This window comes from Acinetobacter sp. V2 (genome assembly GCF_001188385.1).
Taxonomy (GTDB): Bacteria; Pseudomonadota; Gammaproteobacteria; order Pseudomonadales; family Moraxellaceae; genus Acinetobacter; species Acinetobacter oleivorans.
In genome coordinates this window covers 958,207-972,322 of record NZ_JZFB01000001.1, presented here as the reverse complement: position 1 = coordinate 972,322, position 14,116 = coordinate 958,207, and the positions used below count along the sequence as shown (strand labels likewise).

The 14,116-nt window shown below is 38.9% G+C and carries 14 protein-coding genes; 11 read left to right on the top strand and 3 right to left on the bottom strand.

Going from position 1 to position 14,116, the window contains the following annotated elements:
• The 7 genes from UC75_RS04390 to UC75_RS04360 all read left to right on the top strand — a co-directional run.
• The coding region (locus UC75_RS04390) for a right-handed parallel beta-helix repeat-containing protein (RefSeq protein WP_228137085.1) at positions 1-1,328 on the top strand (1,328 nt) is incomplete at its 5' end.
• Between the two features lie 69 nt (positions 1,329-1,397).
• On the top strand, positions 1,398-2,717 hold the full coding sequence (locus tag UC75_RS04385; RefSeq protein ID WP_049836836.1) for a carbohydrate porin: 1,320 nt from the start codon (positions 1,398-1,400) through the stop codon (positions 2,715-2,717).
• 81 nt (positions 2,718-2,798) lie between these two features.
• On the top strand, positions 2,799-5,228 hold the full coding sequence (locus UC75_RS04380; RefSeq protein WP_049836835.1) for a glucose/quinate/shikimate family membrane-bound PQQ-dependent dehydrogenase: 2,430 nt from the start codon (positions 2,799-2,801) through the stop codon (positions 5,226-5,228).
• 650 nt (positions 5,229-5,878) lie between these two features.
• The gene (locus UC75_RS04375; protein ID WP_081399304.1) at positions 5,879-6,337 is read left to right on the top strand and encodes a DUF6438 domain-containing protein; all 459 of its coding nucleotides are present in this window, start codon (positions 5,879-5,881) and stop codon (positions 6,335-6,337) included.
• 135 nt (positions 6,338-6,472) lie between these two features.
• Positions 6,473-6,886 (top strand): YeeE/YedE family protein, encoded by a 414-nt coding sequence (locus tag UC75_RS04370; protein WP_049836834.1) that lies wholly within the window; start codon positions 6,473-6,475, stop codon positions 6,884-6,886.
• A 4-nt stretch (positions 6,887-6,890) separates the two neighbouring features.
• A complete protein-coding gene (locus UC75_RS04365; RefSeq protein ID WP_049836833.1) occupies positions 6,891-7,304 on the top strand; it encodes a DUF6691 family protein in 414 nt (137 codons plus the stop codon).
• 4 nt (positions 7,305-7,308) lie between these two features.
• A complete protein-coding gene (locus tag UC75_RS04360) occupies positions 7,309-8,175 on the top strand; it encodes an MBL fold metallo-hydrolase (protein WP_049836832.1) in 867 nt (288 codons plus the stop codon).
• A gap of 92 nt (positions 8,176-8,267) precedes the next feature.
• On the opposite strand, the gene pcaU is transcribed toward UC75_RS04360, so the two are convergent.
• Complete coding sequence (pcaU, locus tag UC75_RS04355; protein WP_000030964.1) at positions 8,268-9,080, bottom strand: IclR family transcriptional regulator PcaU; 813 nt, start codon at positions 9,078-9,080, stop codon at positions 8,268-8,270.
• Positions 9,081-9,122: 42 nt separating this feature from the next.
• Entirely contained in the window at positions 9,123-10,043 is a 921-nt protein-coding gene (locus UC75_RS04350; protein ID WP_049836831.1) for a LysR family transcriptional regulator, read from the bottom strand.
• Positions 10,044-10,131: 88 nt separating this feature from the next.
• On the opposite strand from UC75_RS04350, the gene UC75_RS04345 reads away from it, so the two are divergent.
• Genes UC75_RS04345 through UC75_RS04330 form a run of 4 tightly spaced genes read left to right on the top strand, consistent with a single transcriptional unit; the run spans position 10,132 to position 13,969 of the window.
• Positions 10,132-11,376 (top strand): acyl-CoA dehydrogenase family protein, encoded by a 1,245-nt coding sequence (locus UC75_RS04345; RefSeq protein WP_049836830.1) that lies wholly within the window; start codon positions 10,132-10,134, stop codon positions 11,374-11,376.
• A gap of 17 nt (positions 11,377-11,393) precedes the next feature.
• On the top strand, positions 11,394-12,515 hold the full coding sequence (locus tag UC75_RS04340; RefSeq protein ID WP_049836829.1) for a phosphotransferase family protein: 1,122 nt from the start codon (positions 11,394-11,396) through the stop codon (positions 12,513-12,515).
• The gene (locus UC75_RS04335) at positions 12,512-13,210 is read left to right on the top strand and encodes a histidine phosphatase family protein (RefSeq protein ID WP_049836828.1); all 699 of its coding nucleotides are present in this window, start codon (positions 12,512-12,514) and stop codon (positions 13,208-13,210) included. Before UC75_RS04340 ends, UC75_RS04335 begins: the two co-directional genes overlap by 4 nt.
• Positions 13,211-13,225: 15 nt before the next feature.
• Entirely contained in the window at positions 13,226-13,969 is a 744-nt protein-coding gene (locus tag UC75_RS04330; RefSeq protein ID WP_049836827.1) for an SDR family oxidoreductase, read from the top strand.
• Positions 13,970-14,004: 35 nt separating this feature from the next.
• Here the strand turns inward: UC75_RS04330 and UC75_RS22530 are convergent.
• The coding region (locus UC75_RS22530; protein ID WP_416202206.1) for a hypothetical protein at positions 14,005-14,116 on the bottom strand (112 nt) is incomplete at its 5' end.

Here is a 14,116-nt window from a genome sequence, read left to right as displayed (position 1 = left end):
AACAAGCCAATGCAAATTCAAGCGAAGCGAGCGAGATCTTGATTCAGGCGGTAGGCAAAGCACCTTATGCGATTAAATTAAATAGCGCACTTCCTGAAATTAAAGCTCCTGTCAAAATTATTGGTACCCAGTGGGATAAAACTGGTGAATACATCGCAATTGATGGATCAAATTACATTAAAGGCGAAGGGGCAAAAGCTTGCCCAGGTGCGAACCCTGAACAGTATGGAACTAATGTACGTACCATGACTTTACCAGGATTGGTACTACGTGACGTCAACAATGTCACTTTAAAAGGTTTAGACATTCATCGTTTCTGTATTGGTGTTTTGGTTAACCGTTCAAGCAATAACCTGATTCAACATAACCGGATTAGTAATAACTATGGCGGTGCTGGTGTGATGCTTACTGGTGATGACGGGCAAGGTAACCCAACAGCAACCACGACCAATAACAACAAAGTTTTAGACAATATCTTCCAAGACAATGGTGATGGTTTAGAACTGACCCGTGGCGCTGCGTTTAACTTAATTGCAAATAACCATTTTGTTTCAACGAAAGCGAACCCCGAGCCATCACAAGGTATTGAAATTTTGTGGGGTAATGACAATGCCGTAGTCGGTAATAAATTCGAAAACTACTCGGATGGTTTACAGATTAACTGGGGTAAGCGTAACTATATTGCCTACAACGAAATGACCAATAACTCGATTGGTTTCAACATGACAGGCGATGGCAATATTCTTGATAGCAATAGAGTGCATGGTAACCGTATTGGTGTTGCTATTCGTTCGGAAAAAGATGCAAATGCAAAAATTACATTGACTAAAAACCTGATTTGGGACAATGGTAAAGATATTAAACGCTGTGAAGCGGGTGGTTCATGTGTACCAAATCAGCGTTTAGGTGCAATTGTATTTGGTGTACCTGCACTTGAACACGAGGGTTTTGTCGGTTCTCGTGGTGGTGGCGTAGTTGTGGATCCATCTAAGCAACAAAAAACATGTACTCAACCAAATCAACAAAACTGTAATGCTCAGCCGAATCAGGGCATTAAAGCACCTAAGTTAACCGCTACTAAAGGTTCAGTTGCTGTAGAAATTAATGGTTTACCAAACCAACGCTATCAAGTTGAATTCTTTGGAAATCAAAATGCGGCATCAAAAGAAGCTGAGCAATATTTAGGAGCGGTTACCGTTGCTACAGATGCCGAAGGCAATGCAAAAGCGAATTGGAAGCCAACTCTCAAAGTTGCTTCAATTACAGCGAATGTCACTGATCGTTTTGGAGCGACGTCTGAGCTTAGTTCGGCCGTACAAACTAAATAATAACAATAAGGGAAGCGCCTCAAACTGAGGCGCAGCATAGAAATATAGAAATGATAAAAGGGACTTGAAATGCCAAATATAATGAAACTGAGTGTGGTAACAATCGCAGTATTAGGCAGTCAATTTGCACTTGCTAATGAGCCTTGGTCACAAGACCGTCAATGGTTGCTAGGTGACTGGAATGGTGAACGTCAGCAGCTAGAACAACAGGGCTATAAATTTACAGCTTCTATTATGAGCCAAAGTGCCACAAATTTAGATGGTGGTTACAACGACAGCAATACTTTTGAAAATGCTGCGCAGCTTTCTTTAGGTGCAAACTTCGATTTAGAAAAGATTGCTGGGTGGAAAGATACAACAGCGAGCCTGGTCGTGACTAAACGTGACGGAAATGCGCTTACTTTGGAGCGTATTAAAGACCCGCGTTCTAGCCAATTAGGTAATGCTCAAGAGATTTATGGCCGCGGTAAAATCTGGCGTCTGTCTCAAGCATGGGTAAAGAAAGGCTTTGTTGATAATACTATACAGGCCAAAGTTGGCCGTATGGGCATGTCAGAAGACTTTAATAGTTCTCAATGTGAGTTTCAGAACTTATTGCTTTGCGGTGGGCAGCTAGGAAAATCAATTGGTTCAATTTGGTACAACTCACCAGTTGGTGTTTGGGCTGCAAACGTTAAATATCAATTTGCGCCTGAGTGGACTTTGGGTATCGGTGTTTATGAAGTAAATCCAGACAACATTAAAACCGAATCAAATAGTGATGGTTTTAATCTGGATATGAACAACGTGAAGGGTGCAACCATACCAGTTGAGCTCGCATGGAAACCAAAACTTGCTGCTTTTAATGGTTTACCGGGTGAATATAAAGTAGGTGCGCTGTACTCAACCGCAGAAGCGAATGATATTAAAACCGCGGGTAAAGTTCATGATGGAAAACAAAGTTTCTGGATTAATGCACAACAACAACTGACGAATAACGGCCAAGATCCGAAACGCGGTTTATATGTAAGTTTTAATGGCGTTGTAAATGATAAGGCAACGACCTTTGTTCAAAGCACCCAACAACTTGCTCTTTGGTATAAAGGGCCATTTGATAGCCGTCCAAATGATTCGATTGGCTTTGGTATTGCCAATTATTTGGTCAATGATCGTGTTAAAGATAAGCAAATCGCAACAAACGAAAGCCGTGGATATTATAGGTATGATGCGATCGCATCTGACTATATTCCAATTCAAGACGACGAGCTAAATGTCGAATTGAACTATACCTATCAATGGTCTCCGGCCGTTATGTTACGTCCAAACATTCAATATATCCATCAACCTGCTGGTGTAAAAGCGGTCGATGATGCTTGGGTGGCGGGCTTAAGCGTTAAAGTCAATTTTTAACAATGTTGATGGCTGGTTAGACATAGTTTAACTGGCCCAAATGCTTGAACTATTGTGTTCAGTATATGTGGAGTAGGATCTATGTCTGAGTCAGATTCTAAGTTTCATATCTTATTCAAAATATGGTGTTTTCTATTAGGCCTAGTTTTATTGGCTACTGGTGTTTTTTACATCGTAGGCGGTGGCAAGCTAGTTTCATTAGGTGGGTCTTGGTATTTCCTAGTCGCAGGACTGTTAATTACTATTTCTGCATTTAGTATTTTTCGTAAAAAGGCACTTGGTGTCTGGATTTTTGCGGCTGTTTTTGTTGGCACAGTCATTTGGTCATTTGTTGATGCAGGATGGGAATTCTGGCCGTTATTTTCACGGTTAATGTTTCCTGCCGGTCTTTTTGCCGCATTGTTATTTACCTTGCCTTCAATTCGACGTTACCAATTTCAAACTAGCTTGGCCTCTTCATCTTATGCAGTGGGTGGGTTAGTTGTTGTTGGTATGTTGATTGCGTTCTATCAAATGTTCCAACCGCATCCAACAGTAGCAAGTTCAGGTGAAAAGCTGCCTTTAGTACCAGTTGACCCTGCAAAAAAACAGGTGAATTGGGAAAATTATGGAAATGATGCAGGTGGTAGTCGCTTTGTTGCTCTCGATCAAATTAACCGAGATAACGTTCATAAACTAAAAGAAGCTTGGCGTTTTAGAACAGGTGATTTTACAACAGGTAGTGGTAATGGTGCTGAAGACCAAATGACCCCGCTACAAGTTGGAAATAAAGTTTTTTTATGTACGCCACATAACAACATTTTTGCGATAGATGCTGACTCGGGTAAACAACTCTGGAAAGCTGAAGTGAACTCTAAAGCCGATGCTTGGGAACGTTGCCGTGGGGTTGCATACTTTGATTCGACCAAGCCACTTGTACAACCAACTTTGGCTGGTGCAAATGCAGTAACCACAGTTGCAACCAATACAGCATGCCCACGCCGTTTATATACCAATACACCTGATGGTCGTTTAATTGCAGTCAATGCAGATAACGGTCAGCGCTGTGCTGATTTTGGTGTTAATGGAACGGTTGATCTGTTAGAAGGTCTGGGAGCTGGAACTAAAGCTCCACGTTTTGAAGTGACTTCTGCACCAACTATTGCTGGAACAACCATTGTAGTGGGTAGCCGTATTGCCGATAACGTAGCAGCAGATATGCCGGGCGGTGTTATCCGTGGTTATGACGTCATTACTGGCAAACTTCGTTGGGCATTTGACGCACGTAATCCAGATCCTAACTATGTTCTTAAACCAGGTGAAACTTATAAACGTAGTTCGGCAAACTCATGGGCTGCAATGTCATATGACCCGCAAATGAATACGGTGTTCTTACCTATGGGTAGCTCATCTGTCGACATTTGGGGTGGTAACCGTAATCCGTTAGATCATAAATACAATACTTCTGTTTTGGCACTTGATGCGACAACAGGTAAAGAAAAGTGGGTATATCAAACTGTTCATAACGATTTATGGGACTTCGATTTACCAATGCAACCAAGTTTAGTTGATTTCCCATTGAAAGATGGTACGACTAAACCTGCTGTTGTGATTGGAACTAAATCAGGTCAATTCTTTGTGCTTGACCGTGTAACGGGTAAACCACTGACTAAAGTAATTGAACAGCCAGTTAAGCCTGCCAATATTCCGGGTGAGCAATATAGTGCAACTCAACCACGTTCAGTTGAAATGCCTCAAATTGGTAATCAGACTTTAACTGAATCGGATATGTGGGGGGCAACGCCGTTTGATCAGCTTATGTGCCGTATTAACTTCAAATCAATGCGTTACGAAGGTCTATTTACTGCACCGGGTACTGACGTTTCATTAAGCTTCCCAGGTTCTTTGGGTGGCATGAACTGGGGTAGCATTGCTTTTGATCCGACTCATCGTTATATGTTCGTGAACGATATGCGCCTTGGTTTATGGGTTCAATTAATGGAACAAACTCCTGAAGATATTAAGATTCAGGCGAGTGGCGGTGAAAAAGTAAATACAGGTATGGGTGCTGTACCAATGAAAGGTACACCATATAAAGTGAATAAAAACCGCTTTATGTCTGCCTTAAGTATTCCTTGTCAAAAACCACCATTTGGTACTATGACTGCAATTGACATGAAAACTCGTCAAGTCGCATGGCAAGTCCCATTGGGTACGGTTGAAGACACAGGACCTATGGGTATCAAAATGGGCTTAAAAGCACCGATCGGTATGCCAACAATTGGTGGACCTATGGCAACTCAAGGTGGCTTGGTTTTCTTTGCTGCAACACAGGACTACTACTTACGTGCATTTGATTCATCTACAGGTAAAGAACTGTGGAAATCACGCATGCCTGTAGGTAGCCAAGGAACTCCAATAAGCTATGTTTCACCGAAAACAGGTAAACAATTTGTGGTTGTTACGGCAGGCGGAGCTCGACAGTCTCCTGATCATGGTGATTATGTAATCGCTTATAGCTTAGAACAATAATTAAATAAGGCAAAAGAGAGTAATTCTCTTTTGCCTTTAATTTTAATATGTTTTTTATATTAAAGTGCTATGGTAAATTCTATTATTTTAACTAGATAGATTTACCAAATAGTAAAAAAGTGCTTTAACTCATTGCAAAACCTAAAATATTCTTAAGATTCAGAATGCTTGAACCGTAGATATGGCCGAATGATTAGATATTTTTCACAATGTTTTACCTATAAATAAAACCGATTTGTTTATTAAGTTTTGTTTAACTTAAGGTTGTGAATTTTAATTAGAAATAAACATTATTGTCTTTTTAGTCCTTAAAAGTCGGATTTTTTTGCTGGAAAAACCAGCGTAAATATATATTTATATTATATTTATATAATTTATAGCATTACGTTAGAATGGTCATCGCAGGTTATTACTACCCAGTAATAATTTGTATTTCAGGAATTTAAGCTTTTATTGGCTTAAGGCTCATCGCAAGATGGGCCTTTTTTTATGCTCTTTAGATCATAATATTTAATTTTTATAAAAATAGCCTAAGCAATAAGATATATGAATTGATGAAAACAATCACAAAAAATAGTCTTTAATGACAAGAAGTGTATGATTTGATAAATTAAAGCCACTTGATAATAATAGGTGATACGATGAGATTTTTGGTTCTTGCAACTTTATCTGGTTTAGCTTTGATGGGTTGTGCTTCTGTTCAGCAAGCACCGAATACACAAGAGACAATTCGTTATGCTTCTAGTCCATGCTTTGGCGCATGCCCAATCTATTCTGTAGAAGTAACACCTACAGGTTTAATCCGTTTTGAAGGCAAGCAATACACTAAAGCTATCGGTGTTAAAGAAATTCAAGGTAGCGTAAAAGACTATAAAAAACTTGCAGATGATCTAAAAGCTTATCGTCCTGAAACAGGTACACAGTCTAAAACTGCGGGTTGTCAGCAAACGGCAACTGACATGTCTAGCTATTACATTTCATGGATTCAACCAAATGGCACGGAAACAAAATTAAGCCATTACACAGGTTGTATCTCTCCGGCAAATACTAGATTGAATAAGGTCATGGAAAAATTACCTGAACAATTAGGCATTAAAGATCTAATTTAATGACAAAAGCCCCAAAACCTTGGGGCTTTTTCTTGTTAAGAAGAATTATAAACTCAAAAGTTTTATATTAAGTATTTCTAAAAGAATCAGCGTATAATACAGATTATAAAAACATATATTGTTAAGAGTGGTTATATGTCAAATATTGTCTATGCCTTTTTTGGTGGTTTATTACTCGGCATCGCAACAGTTGGATATTTATATATAAATGGTCGTATAGCCGGAATTAGTGGATTGCTTGCTCAAATCATTAATCCTACTAAAGATACTTTTAAAAGTTCTGCATTCTGGTTCATTGCAGGACTCGTGATTACACCTTTCATATATGGTTATTTTTATCAGCCTGAAATTGAAATTAAAGCCAATACATTTGCACTTATTTTAGCAGGTGTACTCGTTGGTTTTGGAACACGGCTAGGCTCTGGATGTACAAGCGGCCATGGCATTTGTGGTATGAGCAGGCTATCAAAACGCTCGATGATAGCGACAGCAGTTTTTATGTTTGCTGGCATGTTAACCGTTTATATCATTCGTCATGTATTGGGATAATCCTATGAAAAACATTTTTGCTTTTATATTTGGTAGTTTGTTTTCATTAGGCTTAATGATTTCGGGCATGTCGAATCCTGAAAAAGTATTAGGTTTTTTAGATATCTTTGGGCAGTGGGATATCAGCTTAATGTTTGTGATGTTAGGCGCAATTGCTGTGGCATTTATTCCATTTCAAAAGGCTATAAAAAGTCCTAAAACGCTTTTTAATGAGAAAATTCAATTACCAATGAATACACAGATTGACCAAAGGTTAATTGTTGGTGCTTTTATTTTCGGTATAGGCTGGGGAATAGCAGGCATATGTCCAGCGCCCGCTTTAACACTTATTGGATTAGGACATTTTGAAGCGCTTTATTTTATTGTGGCAATGTTATTAGGAATGTTTATTTACCGAGTCTTAAATAAAGGAAATTAAACCTATGCAACGACCTCTAGTAAAAGATTTTTTTGATGAAAACACCAATACTTTTAGCTATGTTGTTGCGGATTTAGCGACTCGTCAATGCGCTATTATTGATAGCGTGCTTGACTACGATGCAGCTTCAGCCACTACAAAAACAACCAATGCTGATCTGATTGTCGATTATGTCTTGGCGCAAAACTTTAAAGTGCAATGGATTTTAGAAACCCACGTCCACGCAGACCATATGACTGCTGCCCAATATTTAAAATCTAAATTGGGCGGTGACATCGCAATTAGTCAAAAAATCTCGGTAGTACAAGAAACATTTTCCGCTATTTATAATTTTGATTTTAAGAAATTCAATGAAAATCAGCCCTTTGATTATTTATTTGAAGATCATGAACATTTCAAAATAGGGGATATTGAAGCCTATAACATTCCTACACCAGGGCATACACCCGCTTGCTTGAGTTATGTGATTGCCGATGCTGTTTTTGTGGGAGATACTCTATTTATGCCCGATTATGGTTCGGCCAGATGCGACTTTCCTAAGGGAAGTGCTGCTGCACTTTATGATTCGGTACAAAAACTTTATACACTTCCTGACAACATGCGCATGTTTTTATGCCATGACTATAAGCCCGAAGGCCGCGATGAATATGTCTGTCAAACAGATATTAAAACTCAAAAGCAAAGCAATATTCATTTAAATCGACGAGTTTCCAAGGACTCATTCATCAAAATGCGTCAAGAAAGAGATGCTACTTTGGCAATGCCAAAATTAATTCTGCCTTCAATTCAAATTAATATGAACGGCGGAAACTTTCCGGAACCAGAATCAAACGGCATTCGTTATTTGAAAATTCCTTTCAACTACTTCTAGAAATAGCTTAAGCATTCATTTCGATCGTTTTAGATATCCAAATAGCCTAAGCAAATGATAAAATTATCTTATGAAAATAGCCTAAGCAAGATTTAAAGAACTTGTCTCAAATCCCGCGAAGTCTCTTGCAATAAAGGCAGAATATGTTGAACTAAATATTCTTCAGTTGTTTTCATGGTCGGAGAGACAATATTTAAAGCTGCAACAACTTTAAAGTCTTGTCCATAAATTGGTACGGCGAGCGCATGAACGCCTAATTCGTGTTCTTCACGTGAATAACACCAGTCTTGTTCTCGAATCTCTTGTAGTAACTCTAAAAATTTATCATTTTCGACATGTGTATATTTAGTTAGACGTTGAAGAGGATATTTTTGGAGCCAATCTAATTGTTCTTCTTGGCTTAAATGTGCCAGTAAAATTTTACCCGCCGATGTCGCATGAGCAGGTAAGCGGTTACCCAAATGCAAGCCATATGGATTTACACGATCGGTTTGTTGGTGGGCAGCACTACGAGCAATGGTAATGGCTTCATAACCATCAAGTACCATCACTGAATAAATGAGAGAGGTTTGGTTAGTTAAAAGATTTAGTAAAGGCTGAGACACTTTCGGAAGCTGAGCTGCGCCCAAATAAGCACCTGAAAATTTAAGAACTTTGGGAGTTAGATAGTAATAGTGGCCATCTGACTCAAGATAACCTAAATATTCTAAAGTTAATAAATGACGTCTTGCTGCCGCTCGGGTGAGTCCGGTTTTTTCAGCCGCCATAGAAATGTTTAAACGATGTTGATTACTGCTAAAGCTATCTAAAATCGCCATGCCTTTACCGATGCCAGCAATGTAATCTTCATGACGAATCGTTTTTTTGTTGTCCTGATTCTGGATTATCCGTTCATCTTTACTCATTACTGGTCCTTGTACGATAGAAGCTTAGTAGATCAATTTGCTTTACTGAAAAAGTTTAATAATTTCATGTCGCAAAAATTGATGTCTTAAATTATCCCTTAAATCTTCGTGCCAAAACATACCCATTTTAATATTGGTTATCTCAAAAGGCAGAGAATGTAAGCAAATTTCAGGACTATAAGATAAATGCTGCAAAATCATACGAGGCATGGTCAATATTGCGTTGGCTTGAGCCGCCAGAACTTGTAACGCCGTTGAGTAGTTTTGACAGCGCATAAATACATTTCTTGAAATTTTTTGATGTTGGTTTAAATAAATATCTTCAAGTAAGGCACCCGTACGGCGTGATGAAACACCAATGTGTCGTCCATTAATATAACGAGATAAATCGACTTCTTTAAGTTGACTACAAATGACGAACTCATCTGTTACCAAATGATCAAAGGTAATTTTTGGAGATAAATATTGTTCTAGGTCAATCACGAAATCAAGCTGCTGCGTCGCCAAGTCCGCCATAATATGTTTTCGATCTAGCTTCATACTGACAAACTGCAAATCTAAATTAAGATTTTGAAAATGTTGAGCAAGTCTAGGAAGAATAATCGGTTCAATCTCATCATGAACGGCGATTTTTAAGCTTTTTAAACTGGTTGGATCAAAAACATGTTTCTGTTGGCTAATATTTTGAATCGTTAAAAGTGCTTGCTTAACAGTTGGATAAATCTGTTCTGCAAAAGGCGTTGCAGACATTTTATTGCCTACTCGTATAAATACATCATCTTCAAGTTGCTGGCGTAATCGTTGTAAAGCATGACTTGCTGCTGACTGTGTAATATTGAGACTGCTTGCTGCATTTGAAATACTTTTTTGCTCATAAATCGCGATAAATAGCGGATATAAATTGATATCAATTCGGTGAAAAAAACCTAAGTCTAGACCATGTAGGTTATGAATATTATTCATGAGGTGTTATTTAATAAAATCATTTCATTCATATTAAGTTTCAAGTTATGTTGATGTAAAGACCAGATAATGATGTAAAGGAAAAAGAATGTTTGAACTCTCCAAGAAAGCTCAGGATTTTACCGAGCGAACAAGAAAATTTATTTTAGAAGAAATAGAACCTGTCGAAGCAAAATTTTGGGAAGAAGTTCACGAGTTAAATCCAGATGGAAACTGGAAAAAGTGGCAGTGGCCCGAGCTTTTAGAAACTTTGAAATCTAAAGCAAAGCAAGCTGGTCTTTGGAATATGTTTTTACCAGATGAAAAGCTGGGTGCAGGGTTAACTGTTCAAGAATATGCGCACATAGCTGAATTAACTGGCCGTAGCTTATTGGCACCAACCGTTTTTAACTGTAATGCACCAGATACAGGAAATATGGAATTGTTATGGCGCTATGGCAGTGAACAGCAAAAACAACAATGGTTACAGCCTTTATTGGACGGAAAAATTCGTTCGGTTTTTTGTATGACTGAACCCGGTGTTGCTTCAAGCGATGCAACCAATATGCAAGCGACTGCGCTTATAGATGGTAATGAAATTGTTTTAAATGGCAAAAAGTGGTGGTCGTCTGGTTTAGGTGACCCAAATGCCAAAGTCATTATTTTTATGGCACATACACCAGACGAAACCAAAGACCGCCATCATCAACACTCTATGGTTTTAGTACCGATTGACACGGTGGGTGTCGAAATTCAACGGATGTTACCTGTGTTTGGTGACTACGATGCACCACATGGACATGGTGAAGTCCACTTTAACAATGTTCGAGTGCCTCTTGAAAACTTTATTGGTGGAGCGGGGCAAGGTTTTGAAATTGCACAAGGTCGTTTAGGGCCGGGGCGTATTCACCATTGCATGCGCTGTATCGGGGCTGCTGAAAAAGCGCTAGAACTCATGATTGATAGAGGTATGTCTAGAACGGCGTTTGGAAAAGAAATTTTAAAACTTGGTGGAAACCTTGAACGTGTAGCCGATGCGCGAGTAGCCATAGATCAAGCTAGACTTTTAACCTTGTATGCTGCTTATAAAATGGATACTTTAGGAAATATGGCTGCTTTAACAGAAATATCTGCAATTAAAGTAGTGGCTCCGAGTGTTTTAGAAAAAGTAGTCGACATGGCGATTCAGCTACATGGCGGTGCGGGCCTTTCAAGAGACACACCATTAACAGGTTTCTTTGCTCAGGCACGCAGTTTACGTTTAGCTGATGGTCCAGATGAAGTACATAAAGGCATGATTGCCAAATTAGAGTTGGCCAAACGTGGTTATTTCGGTCGTCATAAGAAAGTATAAGTTTAAAGGAAATAAAGATGTCGGTAATTGATGTAGGCGGTGAAGTACGTGAAGGTGAAGAACTTGATATTGGGGCAGTTGAAAACTGGTTAAAAAACCAAGGTGTTGAGTTGGTTGGTCCAGCAGTCGTTACTCAATATACAGGTGGGGCGTCGAATTGGACTTATCGTTTAAAGTATGAAAATACCGATTTAATTTTACGACGTCCTCCAAAAGGAACAAAAGCGAAGTCGGCCCACGATATGGCCCGTGAATATATGGTGCAAAAAAATCTTGCGCCTTATTATCCCGTGCTTCCTAAAATGGTGGCACTTTGTCAGGATGAATCGGTCATTGGCTGTGATTTTTATGTCATGGAACGCATTGAAGGAATTATTCCTCGTGCAAAATTACCGCCTGAACTTGGCTTTAATGAAGAAGATGTTCATGAGCTTTGTGTAAATGTTGTTGATAAGCTGATTGAGCTACATCAAGTTCCTTATGAGAACACGCCTTTAGCTGAACTAGGCAAAGGTACGGGGTATTGCCGTAGACAAGTTGAAGGTTGGGATAAGCGCTATGAAAAAGTCCGTACAATCAACGTCCCATCATTTAAATATGTTAGAAAATGGCTAAACGATAATATCCCTCAAGACTCGACGACTTGTATTATTCACAATGATTGGCGTTTTGATAATGTGATTTTAGATCCAGAACATCCAACAGAAGTGATTGGTGTGCTCGATTGGGAAATGGCGACCTTAGGTGATCCATTAATGGATTTGGGCAGTGCTTTGGCCTATTGGGTTGAGCCAACGGATAACATGATTTTTAGATCAACACGCCGTCAGCCGACTCACTTAAAGGGAATGTTCTCTCGAAAAGAAGTCGTTGACTATTATTTGCAAAAAACAGGATTGGAGCCTCAAAACTGGGCTTTTTATGAAGTGTTTGGGGTATTCCGTTTAGCAGTGATTGCCCAGCAAATCTATTACCGTTATTACCATAAACAAACCCGAAATCCTGCATTTAAAGATTTCTGGATAGTGATTCATGCACTACATATTCGAGCTTTAAAACTTATCGCACAGCAAAAATTGCAAGAATCTGAATTTGCTCAGCAATCTCTACAGAAAATACAGGGTATTTTAAGAAGATGACCACAATTTATCTGGTAAGACATGGACAGGCATCATTTGGTAAAAGTAACTATGATGAGCTGTCTGAAAATGGTGAGGCTCAGGCGACTTTATTAGGTCAATATTTTAAGCAAATATTGAAAGAACAACCTTATGTGGTTGCAGGAACTATGCAGCGCCATGAGCAGACTGCAAAGCTCGCACTAAATGAATGCTTTCCAGATGCGGTAATTCATCATAATAATTTATGGAATGAGTTTAACCATCAACAGGTTTTTGCCCGTTATGAGCCGCGTTTTGAACAGCCTGAACTGTTAAAAGCTGACGTGGCGCAAGAACAAAACCCTCGTGCATATCTTGCAAAAATATTCGAAGGTGCCATTGGACGATGGACAGATGGTGATTTTCATCATGAATATGATGAGTCTTGGCCACATTTTAAAGAAAGAGTCGAAACAGCATTGCAACAACTTTGTGATGAGTTAGCAAAAACCAAACCTCGCTATGCAATTGTTTTTACTTCTGGTGGTGTAATTTCTGTAGCTATTGGCAAACTACTTGAACTCAGTCCTAATCGAACTTTTGCCTTAAATTGGGCAATTGCGAATACAAGCCTCACGACTTTGCGTTTGGTTGGAAATGAAGCTCAGGTTTTGAGTTTAAATGAACATCATTTTATAAAAGCTGAGCGTCCAGATTTACTGACATGGATTTAAAATAAGGATAAAAGCATGGCAAAAACAATTTTAATTACAGGCGCAAGTTCTGGTTTAGGCGCGGGTATGGCGCATGAATTTGCAGCCAAAGGTTATAACTTAGCGATTTGTGCACGCCGTTTAGACAGATTGGAAACTTTAAAAACTGAACTTGAAAATCAGTACGGTATAAAAGTAATTGCAAAAAGTCTGGACGTTACAAATTACGATCAGGTTTTTGAAGTATTTCGCGCCTTTAAACAAGAGTTTGGCTATTTAGACCGAATTATTGTAAATGCGGGAGTCGGAAATGGCCGTCGTATTGGTAAAGGTAATTTTGAAATTAACAGAGTCACAGCTGAAACAAACTTTATTTCTGCTTTAGCGCAGTGTGAGGCAGCAACTGAAATTTTTAGAGAGCAAAACGCTGGTCATTTGGTGGTGATGTCGTCCATGAGTGCGATGCGTGGGTTACCAAAACATTTATCGACTTATGCGGCAAGTAAAGCTGCGGTCGCTCACTTGGCTGAGGGTATTCGTGCTGAATTATTGGATACACCAATTAAAGTCTCAACAATTTTCCCGGGCTACATTCGTACTGAAATAAATGAGGGTGCTAAACATCTACCATTTGAGGTAGATGCCAAAACAGGATGTAAAGCTTTAGTTAAAGCTATCGAAAAACAACCTGTAAAAGCGTATGTACCACAGTGGCCATGGCTACCAATGAGTATTGCCATGAAAGTTTTGCCGTTAAGATTGGTCAATAAACTAGGATAAAAAAATACCCCCTAAATTTAGGGGGTATTTTTTAATTAAAACTTTTTGGTGTAATTGACGAATAAACGGTCTTCACCAAAGTCATTACCGTATTTTACGTTGTAATCAATTCGAATGTATTGCAGGGCAACGCCTTTTAAGAACGGT

Excerpts from the sequence above, each read along its gene's own strand:
- UC75_RS04385 (WP_049836836.1), top strand. The coding sequence starts at position 1,398 with ATGCCAAATATAATGAAACTGAGTGTGGTAACAATCGCAGTATTAGGC.
- UC75_RS04380 (WP_049836835.1), top strand. The coding sequence starts at position 2,799 with ATGTCTGAGTCAGATTCTAAGTTTCATATCTTATTCAAAATATGGTGT.
- UC75_RS04370 (WP_049836834.1), top strand. The coding sequence starts at position 6,473 with ATGTCAAATATTGTCTATGCCTTTTTTGGTGGTTTATTACTCGGCATC.
- UC75_RS04365 (WP_049836833.1), top strand. The coding sequence starts at position 6,891 with ATGAAAAACATTTTTGCTTTTATATTTGGTAGTTTGTTTTCATTAGGC.
- UC75_RS04360 (WP_049836832.1), top strand. The coding sequence starts at position 7,309 with ATGCAACGACCTCTAGTAAAAGATTTTTTTGATGAAAACACCAATACT.
- pcaU (WP_000030964.1), bottom strand. The coding sequence starts at position 9,080 with ATGAGTAAAGATGAACGGATAATCCAGAATCAGGACAACAAAAAAACG.
- UC75_RS04350 (WP_049836831.1), bottom strand. The coding sequence starts at position 10,043 with ATGAATAATATTCATAACCTACATGGTCTAGACTTAGGTTTTTTTCAC.
- UC75_RS04345 (WP_049836830.1), top strand. The coding sequence starts at position 10,132 with ATGTTTGAACTCTCCAAGAAAGCTCAGGATTTTACCGAGCGAACAAGA.
- UC75_RS04340 (WP_049836829.1), top strand. The coding sequence starts at position 11,394 with ATGTCGGTAATTGATGTAGGCGGTGAAGTACGTGAAGGTGAAGAACTT.
- UC75_RS04335 (WP_049836828.1), top strand. The coding sequence starts at position 12,512 with ATGACCACAATTTATCTGGTAAGACATGGACAGGCATCATTTGGTAAA.
- UC75_RS04330 (WP_049836827.1), top strand. The coding sequence starts at position 13,226 with ATGGCAAAAACAATTTTAATTACAGGCGCAAGTTCTGGTTTAGGCGCG.